The organism is Micromonospora sp. MH33 (assembly GCF_003013775.1).
Classification (GTDB): Bacteria; Actinomycetota; Actinomycetes; order Mycobacteriales; family Micromonosporaceae; genus Micromonospora; species Micromonospora fulviviridis.
Genome location: NZ_MUYZ01000300.1, coordinates 1 through 8,545, shown reverse-complemented (window position 1 = coordinate 8,545; position 8,545 = coordinate 1). Strand labels below are relative to the sequence as shown.

Sequence of the window (8,545 nt, the reverse complement as noted above, 5' to 3'; positions counted from 1 at the left end):
CGAGCGCGCCCGCGGTGGCCGCGCCGACCGCGAGGGCCGGGCCGGCGGCCAGGGTGACCGTCCGGCCCCGGAAGTTGGTGCGCTCCAGCGCCGGCGCGCCCGGCGAGCTGCGCACCTCCCGCAGTACGTAGCGGGCGGCCAGCGCCCCCGCGCCGACGGCCAGCAGCCGACCCAGTCTCACGCGACCCCTCCGATCCGGATGTCCAGCGCGACGCGGTACGGACCGGACATACGCCGGCCCAGCGGTCACTGGGGCAGTTTAGGCAGCAGCGCGGCCGCGTTGTCGCCGACGCCGTACTGGCCGGCCTTCTTCTCGGTCAGCTGCTGCACCAGGGCCAGGCTGGTGACCAACTGCCCCTGCACGGTGTTGGCGTTGTCGACGGTCGAGATGGTCTGGGCGAGCACCGGGTCGCCCCGGACCACGGAGACCACGTTGCCGCCGGCGGAGCCCATGCCGCCGACCACGATGGCGCCGGCCCGGTCGAACTGCTCGGCGATCTTCACCACCGACTCGTCCTTCTCCGCCGAGAACTTGTCGACGTACGGCTGGCCGCTGACCAGCACGACCGCCTCGGCGGCGCCGGAGATCTTGTTCTCCGAGCTGAGGTAGCCGGAGGTGGCGTACTGCTGGACCACCGCCCGGCGATCCGCGTCGGTGACGGCCGGGGTGCCCTGCGGCCGGTCCAGCAGCACGCTGGCGAGCAGCGCGCTGGAGGTCTCCACACCGTGCCCGTTGCCCGGCAGGCCGGAGGTGGGCACGCTGTTCGGCCGGGCCGCGGTGACCGCCAGCTCCAGCAGGTTGTTGTTGCTGTCCGGGTTGATGAACTTGTCCTGCACGTCGATCCGGCCGGTGACGTTTGCCCCGGCGAGCTGGAGCATCTTCACCACGCCCTCGGTGTGGTCCCGGCCGCTGGGCAGGCTGAGCACCAGCACCCGCCGGCCGCTCAGCTTGCCGGGGAGGACGACCTGCGCCATCTCGGCGGCGAAGTCCTCCTCCATGTCCAGTTCCTTCTGGAGGTTGTTGACCGACTGGCGCATCAGCGAGTTGTCCTTGCTGAGCCCGTTGACCCGCTCCTTGAGCGAGTCGGCCACCGGCCCGTTGAGGGCGGCGGTGCCGACCACCAGGCCGATCGCCAACGCCAGGAAGACCGCGGTCAGGGACACCACGTGGTAGCGGAAGTTGATCACGCTTGCAGCCTCTTGATCGTCGGGGAGCTAGAAGAGCTGGCCGAGCTGGAACACGAAATTGTCCCACCACTCCGACACCACGCCCAAATACGCCTTGCCGACCGTGGAGACCGCCACCGCGGAGGCCATCGCGGCCACCGCCGAGAGGATGAGCAGCAGCAGCGAGGAGCCGGAGATGCTCTGCCGGTAGAGCCGGCTGACGCCCTTGGCGTCAACCAGCTTGCCGCCCACCTTCAGCCGGGTCAGGAAGGTCGAGGCCATGCCGCCCCGGCCCTTGTCGAGGAACTCCACCAGGGTGGCGTGGGTGCCGACGGCCACCAGCAGCGAGGCGCCCTTCTCGTCGGCCAGCAGCATGGCCAGGTCCTCGCTGGTCGCCGCGGCCGGGAAGGTGATAGCCGGCACCCCGAGGCCGTTGACCCGGGCCAGGCCCGGCGCCCGGCCGTCCGGGTAGGCGTGCACGACCACCTCGGCCCCGCAGCGCAGCACGTCGTCGGTGACCGAGTCCATGTCGCCGATGATCATGTCGGGGGTGTAGCCGGCCTCGACCAGCGCGTCGGCCCCGCCGTCCACGCCGATCAGCACCGGCTTGAACTCGCGGATGTAGGGGCGCAGCACGTCCAGGTCGGCCTTGTAGTCGTAGCCGCGGACCACGATGAGGCAGTGCCGGCCCTGGAGCTGGGTCTGGATCTCCGGCACGCCGACGCCGTCGAGCAGCAGGTCGCGCTCCTGCTTGAGGTAGTCCATGGTGTTGGCGGCGAACGCCTCCAACTGCACCGACAGCCCCTCCCGGGCGTCGGCCATCGACTTGGCGACCGTCTCGGCGTCCTGGAGGGTGCCGTGGGCGACCGGCTCCTCGCCGACGAAGACCGTGTTGCCCTCGATGCGCACCACCTCGCCCTCGCGGATCTGCTCGAAGACACTCTCGCCGAGGTCGTCCAGGAGGGGGATGCCCGCCGAGATCAACACCTCGGGGCCGAGGTTCGGGTAGCGCCCGGAGACCGACGGCTTGACGTTGAGCACGGCGGCGACACCGACGGCAACCAGCGAGTCGGCCGCCACCCGGTCCAGGTCGACGTGGTCGATCACCGCGATGTCCCCCGGGCGGAGCCGGCCGACCAGGCGTTTCGTCCGGCGGTCGAGGCGCGCGGTACCGAGGACTGTGCCCGGTTCCGCGTTCCGGGTCCGGCGCAACGTGGGTAGACGCATCGTGACCATCCTGGCATGTGAGGCAGGTTTTGCTGTCGCGACATGCCTGAGCAGGGCCGCCTACCCAGGGAAGCACACCGGAGCGCACGCCGGTGTGCTTGCGCTCACAATCTCGGCATCACGGGCGCCTTTCCTTGGCCGCCACGGCCAGGAGCTCCTCGGCATGCGCGATACCCAGGTCCGAGTCCGGCAAACCGGCGAGCATCCGGGCCAGCTCCCGGGCCCGCTCGGTGTCCTCGACCACCCGCACGCCGCTGGTGGTGACCGCTCCCCCGGTGTCCTTCGCCACCACGAGGTGCCGGTCGGCGAACGCCGCGACCTGTGGCAGGTGGGTGACCACGAGCACCTGGTGGCTGCGGGCCAGCCGGGCCAGCCGCCGGCCGATCTCCACGGCCGCCTGCCCGCCGACGCCGGCGTCGACCTCGTCGAAGACCAGGGTGGGCGGGCCGCCGGAGCCGGCGAACACCACCTCGATGGCGAGCATCACCCGGGACAGCTCGCCGCCGGAGGCGCCCCGCTGCAACGGCAGCGCCGGCGCGCCCGGGTGGGCGAGCAGCCGCAGCTCCACCTCGTCGGCGCCGTCCGGCCCGACGCCGGCCTCGACCCCGTTGACCGGCAGGCTCGGCTCCGACCGGCCGACCGGCCGGGGCAGCACGGCCACCTCGATCCGGGCGTGCGGCATGGCCAGCCCGGCCAGCTCGACGGTGACCTGCTCGGCGAAGCGGACCGCGGCCTCCTGCCGGGAGGTGGAGACGCGGCCGGCCAGGTCGGCCACCTCACCGGCGAGCCGGGCCGCCTCCTTGTCCAGCTCGTCCAGCAGATCGTCGGAGGTGTCCAGGTCGGACAGCCGGGTGCGGGCCCGCTCGGCCCAGGCGATCACGCCGTCGACGTCGTCGGCGTATTTGCGGGTGAGCCCGCGCAGCGCGGCCCGGCGCTCGTAGACCGTCTGCAGGCGGGCCGGGTCGGCGTCCAGCGCGGCGAGATAGCTCGACAGCTCGGCGGAGACGTCGGTGACCAGGGTGGCCGCCTCCTCAAGCCGGGCGGCCAGCTCGCCGAGGGCGGGGTCGGTGCCGGCCTGCGCCTCCAGCGTGCGCCGCGCGGTGCCGAGCAGCGCGGTGGCGTCGGGGGTGTCGTCGGCCGCCTCCACGCCGCCGGCCACGCACTGCTGGGCCACCTGGGCCGCGGTGCGCAGCCCCTCGGCGTGTTCCAGGCGCTGCGCCTCCGCCTTCAGCTCGTCGTCCTCGCCGGGCTGCGGGTCGACCCGGGTGATCTCGTCGAGGCCGAGCCGGAGCAGGTCGGCCTCCTGGTTGCGCTCACGGGCGTTGCGCCGCCGGTCGGCCAGGTCGTCGACCACCCCCCGCCACCGGGTGTACGCCTCGCGCAGCGCGTCGAGCAGCTTCTCGTGCTCCGGGCCGGCGAACCGGTCGAGCGCGGCCCGCTGCTCGGCCGGGCGCAGCAGGCGCAGCTGGTCGGACTGGCCGTGCACGGCCACCACCTGCTCGCCGACCTCGCCCAGCATCGACACCGGCATGCTGCGGCCGCCCAGGTGCGCCCGGGACCGGCCCTCGACGGTGACCGTGCGGCTCAGCAGCAGCGAGCCGTCCTCGTCGGGCTCGCCGCCCGCGTCGGTGATCCGGGCGTGCACCGTCTCAGCCACCCGGCCGAGCAGGCGCAACCGGCCCTCCACCACCGCGCGGCCCGGCTGGGCGCGGACCCGGCCGGCGTCGGCCCGACCGCCGAAGAGCAGGCCGAGGCCGGTCACCACCATGGTCTTGCCCGCACCGGTCTCGCCGGTGATGACGTTCATCCCGCCGGTCAGCGGCAGCGTGGTGTCCTCGATGACGCCCAGTCCGGTGATGCGCAGCTCTTCCAGCACAGCACCCGACAGTAGACGCGTCCTCCGACACTTGACCAGCCGGCGCGGGGCAGCCGGTGGGGTCGTACAGTTCTGCCCCGTGCTGGACGTGATCGGCCTGACCCCGGACGAGGAGCAGCTCTACCGCTGCCTGGTGCAGCTCACGACCGCGCGGGTCGGGGAGCTGGCCGAGCGGCTGCGCCGCCCGCGCGCGGACATCCTGGCCCAGCTCGACGCCCTGCGCGGCAAGGGACTGGTGCCGCCGGTCGGACCGGACCCCGACGCGCCGCTGCGGCCGCTGGCGCCCGACGTCCCGCTCGGCGAGGCGCTGCTGCGCCGCCAGGAGGCGCTGGAGTCGGCCCGCGCGGCGGTCACCCAGCTCACCGAGGAGTACCGGGCCGGGATGCGCCGGCACGACGCCGGGCACCTGGTCGAGGTGGTCACCGGCGCCCGGGCGCTCCGCGAGCGCCTGCGCGACCTGCAGAACGGCGCCCGGGCCGAGGTGCTCTGGTTCTGCCGGGCCAACCCGCTGGCCATGCCGGGACAGGAGAACGTCGAGGAGTTCGACGCGCTGGCCCGCGGGGTCCGCTACCGGGCCATCTACGAACGCGAGATGCTCCTCGAACCGGGCGCCCTCGCGGACGTCGAGCAGGGCGTACGCGCCGGCGAGCAGGCCCGCGTCCTCGACCGGCTGCCCGTCCGGCTGGCCATCGTGGACGGCCGGACGGCGGTCTGCCCGCTGGTGCCGGAGCGGGACAGCGGCGACCCGACCGCCGCGGTGATCGGCCGCAGCCAACTGCTGGACGCGCTGCTCGCCCTCTTCGAGAGCCACTGGCTGATGGCGACGCCGCTGCCCTCGGCCGCCCCGCCGGACGCCCCGGAGGCGGTCGGCTACCGGCCGGACCCGGACGAGGCCCGGCTGCTGTCGCTCTTCGTGGCCGGCGTGCCGGACAAGTCGATCGCCTCGCAGCTCGGCGTGAGCCGGCGTACGGTGCAGCGCCGGCTGGCCGACCTGATGGAACTCGCCGGCGTGGACACCCGACCGGGGCTGGCCTTCCAGGTCGCCCGGCGGGGCTGGATCTGAGCCGGGCGGGGCGGCACCGGGCCGCCCCGCCCGCCCCGCTCAGCGCAGCCCGTACGCGTCCACCACGGTCTGCTCGACGGTGTTCCCGGCGCGGTCCCGGGCGTGCGTCCGCAGCGACACCGTGCCGTGCCCGGCCGGCACCACGGCGGTGAACCGGGTGCCCGAGCCGTGCACCGCCACCGTCCGCCAGCTCCGCCCACCGTCGAACGACACCTCGACCCGGACGGCCCCGCCGGTCGGCGCCGGCAGGCCCGCCGGCTGACGCAGCGTCAGCTCCAGTTGGTGCGGCCGGCCACCGGCCACCTCGCCGCGCAGGTCGGCCGGGACCCGGTAGTCGACCTGGAGCAGCGGCAGCGGCCGGGCGGCGTCCCCGGCCGGGCGGGCCGAGGTGAACTCCCAGGCCGTCTCGGTACGGGTGCCCCACCGCCACTCGTCCGAGGACCGCTGGGTGGTGAGGTCCAGCCGGTACCGGGCCGCACCCGGGGTGGTCGGCACCGGCGCCCAGCCGCCGGAGAGGTCGGCGATCTGCTGCCCGTCGCGGCTCAGCCGGCGCTCGACGGTGTCCCGCTCCTCGCCCCAGCCGGCCGAGGCGTAGTGGCCGTCCGCGTCGACGAACTCCGCCACCGGCAGGTTCAGGGTGTCGCCGGTGCGCGTGGGCACCGCTCCGGCGCCCGCCGGAACGGCCGGCCGGATCACCGGGGCGTGCCAGGTCTCGGCGACCCGGTCGTCGGCGGCGTACCGCCGGGGCTGCTGGGTGAGCCCGCCGAGCAGCGGCCCCCAGGACCAGGTGAGTCGGTGCAGGACCCGCTGCTGCCACCAGGAGTCCCCGGCGCTGACGAACTCCTGCCGGGTGGTGCCGGTACGCACCATCCGCTGGTCGTCGTTCCAGGAGTACTCCTGCCAGGGGCGCCAGCCGAACCGCTGCTCACTGGCCCAGTCGGACCCGCCGGTGTCGGCGTAGCGGGCGGTCACCTCGGCGGTGTTGTCCGCCGTCACCCGGTGCACGATCCGCTCCGGGACCCGCCCCTTCGACACCTGCCACACGTCGTAGAGGTAGGGGCTGTCCACGGTCAGCGTCACGTCCAGGGTCGCGCGGCCGCGCTTCGCCGCCGCGATCATCGGCTGTCCGTCGTCGTACGCGACCACCAGCGACGGGATCGGCAACCGGTCCCCGTCCGGGCGCCAGACCGTCCACGCGCTCCGGTCCTCCGGGCGGACGACGAGCACCATGGCGGCGCCGGCCGCCGTGGCGTCGGCGACCTGGTCCTCCTCGGCGCGGTCGTAGCTGCCGGCCACCAGCGCGGCCGCACCTCGGACCCCGGCCCGGGCCAGCTCGGCGGCGGTGCCGTCGCCCGCCCAGACCAGCGGGAGCTTCCGCCGGCCCGCCGGAGCCGGCGACTGGCCCAGCAGGTTGATGTCCAGCGGACCGGAGACGTCACTGACCTGGGCGTCCACCATGGGCGCGACCAGCTGCCAGCGGGAGGCGAACTCGAACTCGCCCCGGCTCACCGGCCGCGTCGGGGTGACGTTGACCTGCTGGGTCGTGCTGAAGGTCATGACGCCGTGGTCGACCTGCCGCCCGTTGCCGAAGACCCGGTGCTCGTAGAAGCTGATCGCCGCCCGCTGCTCGGACGGCTTCGGCGTCTCGATCCGCACCGGAGTGCCCTTGCGCGGGTCGAGCACCACGGTGAGGTCGCGATCCACCATGAGCTCGGGGTCGGTGACCAGGGTGATCTGCTCGTCCAGCGGGGCGCCGTGGTCGATCAGCCCCTCCAGCAGGTACGGGCCCTCCTCGACCTGCACCTGCACGTCGCCGGGGATCCAACCGAGGTGGTCCGACTCCCGGTGCTCGCCGAAGAGGGTGAACACCGACGCCAGGCCGGGCTGCCCGGCCATGTCCAGCGCGCGCAGGGTGACGGTGTGGGTCGGGCCGCTGAGGGTGAGCCCGACGGCCGTGCGTACGGCGAGACCGTCCGCGCCGGTCGCCACCAGCCAGCCGCCGTGCACGCCGCGCTCCAGCTTCGCCGGGTCGGCGCGCAGCGGAACGGCCACGCTGCCGCCGGCCGGCACGGTCACCTCGGTGCCGTCGAGCGACACCCCGTCCGGCTCGGCCGCACCGCTGTCGAGGTTGCGCAGCTCCAGGGCCAGCCGCAGGGTCTGCGGCGACGACGTGCCGTTGGTGTACGTCACGGTCCGCTCCGTCGCCGCGCCGCCGGTGTTCACCCGGCCGAAGTCGGCGGTGGCCGTGCCGTACACCCGCTGGCTCAGCGCGCGCGCCACGTCGACCCGGCCGCCGCCCTGCTCGAAGACGGTCAGCGCGGGGTTCGCCTTGGTCGTGCTGACCAGCGCGTCCTTGAGCTTCCCGGCGTCCCAGTCCGGATGGTCCTGGGCGAGGATCGCGGCCGCGCCGGCCACGTGCGGGGTGGCCATGGACGTCCCGGACGCCCGGGTGTACGCGTCGTCCACCGGCGTACCCATGGTCGTGCCGGAGGCGCGGGCCGCGACGATGCCGACGCCCGGCGCGGTGATCTCCGGCTTCAGACCGTTGTCGCCCACCCGCGGGCCGCGGCTGGAGAAGTCAGCAAGGTTGTCGTCGCGGTCCACCGCGCCGACGGTGAGCGCCGCACTGGCCGCGCCGGGCGTCCCGACGGTGCCCGCCGCGCCCTCGTTGCCGGCGGCGACGACGAAGAGCGCGCCGGTCTCGGCGGTGAGATCGTTCACCGACTGGCTCATCGGGTCGGTGCCGTCGGTGGGCGGGCCGCCGAGGCTCATGCTGACCACCTTCGCGCCGGAGTGGGCGGCCCACTCCATGCCCGCGATGATCCCCGAGTCGTAGCCGCTGCCGCCGTCGTCGAGCACCTTGCCGATCAGCAGTCGCGCGCCGGGCGCGACGCCCTTGCGCAGGCCCTGCGAGGCGGCGCCGCTGCCCGCGATGGTGGCGGCCACGTGGGTGCCGTGGCCGTGCCCGTCGCGGGTGCTGCCGCCGCCGGTGAAGTCCTGCGCCTCGGCGATCCGGCCGGCCAGGTCGGGGTGGGTGGCGTCGACGCCGGTGTCCAGCACCGCGACGCGCACGCCGGTGCCGTCCCGGCCGGCCGCCCAGGCCGCCGGGGCGCCGATCTGCGGCACGCTGTGCTCGAGCGCCGGGTGCACCCGTCCGTCGAGCCAGATCCGGGCGATGCCGGCGCCGAGCCGGGGCGTGGCGCCCGCGGTCC

Annotated in this window: 5 protein-coding genes and 1 pseudogene; 1 reads left to right on the top strand and 5 read right to left on the bottom strand. The window is 74.6% G+C overall.

The genetic code is table 11. The features are described 5' to 3' along the window. The 4 genes and pseudogenes from B0E53_RS30110 to recN form a co-directional block, all read right to left on the bottom strand. A pseudogene (locus B0E53_RS30110) lies at positions 1-181 on the bottom strand (hypothetical protein); the annotation flags it as partial. A 65-nt stretch (positions 182-246) separates the two neighbouring features. Further along, positions 247-1,188 (bottom strand): copper transporter, encoded by a 942-nt coding sequence (locus tag B0E53_RS30105; protein ID WP_107079095.1) that lies wholly within the window; start codon positions 1,186-1,188, stop codon positions 247-249. Positions 1,189-1,215: 27 nt separating this feature from the next. Further along, positions 1,216-2,394, bottom strand: a complete 1,179-nt coding sequence (gene steA / locus B0E53_RS30100; RefSeq protein WP_107079094.1) for a putative cytokinetic ring protein SteA — start codon at positions 2,392-2,394, stop codon at positions 1,216-1,218. A gap of 118 nt (positions 2,395-2,512) precedes the next feature. Next, complete coding sequence (recN, locus tag B0E53_RS30095; protein WP_107079093.1) at positions 2,513-4,270, bottom strand: DNA repair protein RecN; 1,758 nt, start codon at positions 4,268-4,270, stop codon at positions 2,513-2,515. 79 nt (positions 4,271-4,349) lie between these two features. Here recN and B0E53_RS30090 point away from each other — a divergent pair, with 79 nt between their 5' ends. Continuing rightward, a complete protein-coding gene (locus B0E53_RS30090) occupies positions 4,350-5,333 on the top strand; it encodes a helix-turn-helix domain-containing protein (RefSeq protein ID WP_107079092.1) in 984 nt (327 codons plus the stop codon). A 39-nt stretch (positions 5,334-5,372) separates the two neighbouring features. On the opposite strand, the gene B0E53_RS30085 is transcribed toward B0E53_RS30090, so the two are convergent. Next, on the bottom strand, positions 5,373-8,545 hold a 3,173-nt coding region (locus B0E53_RS30085), incomplete at its 5' end, for a S8 family peptidase (protein ID WP_107079091.1).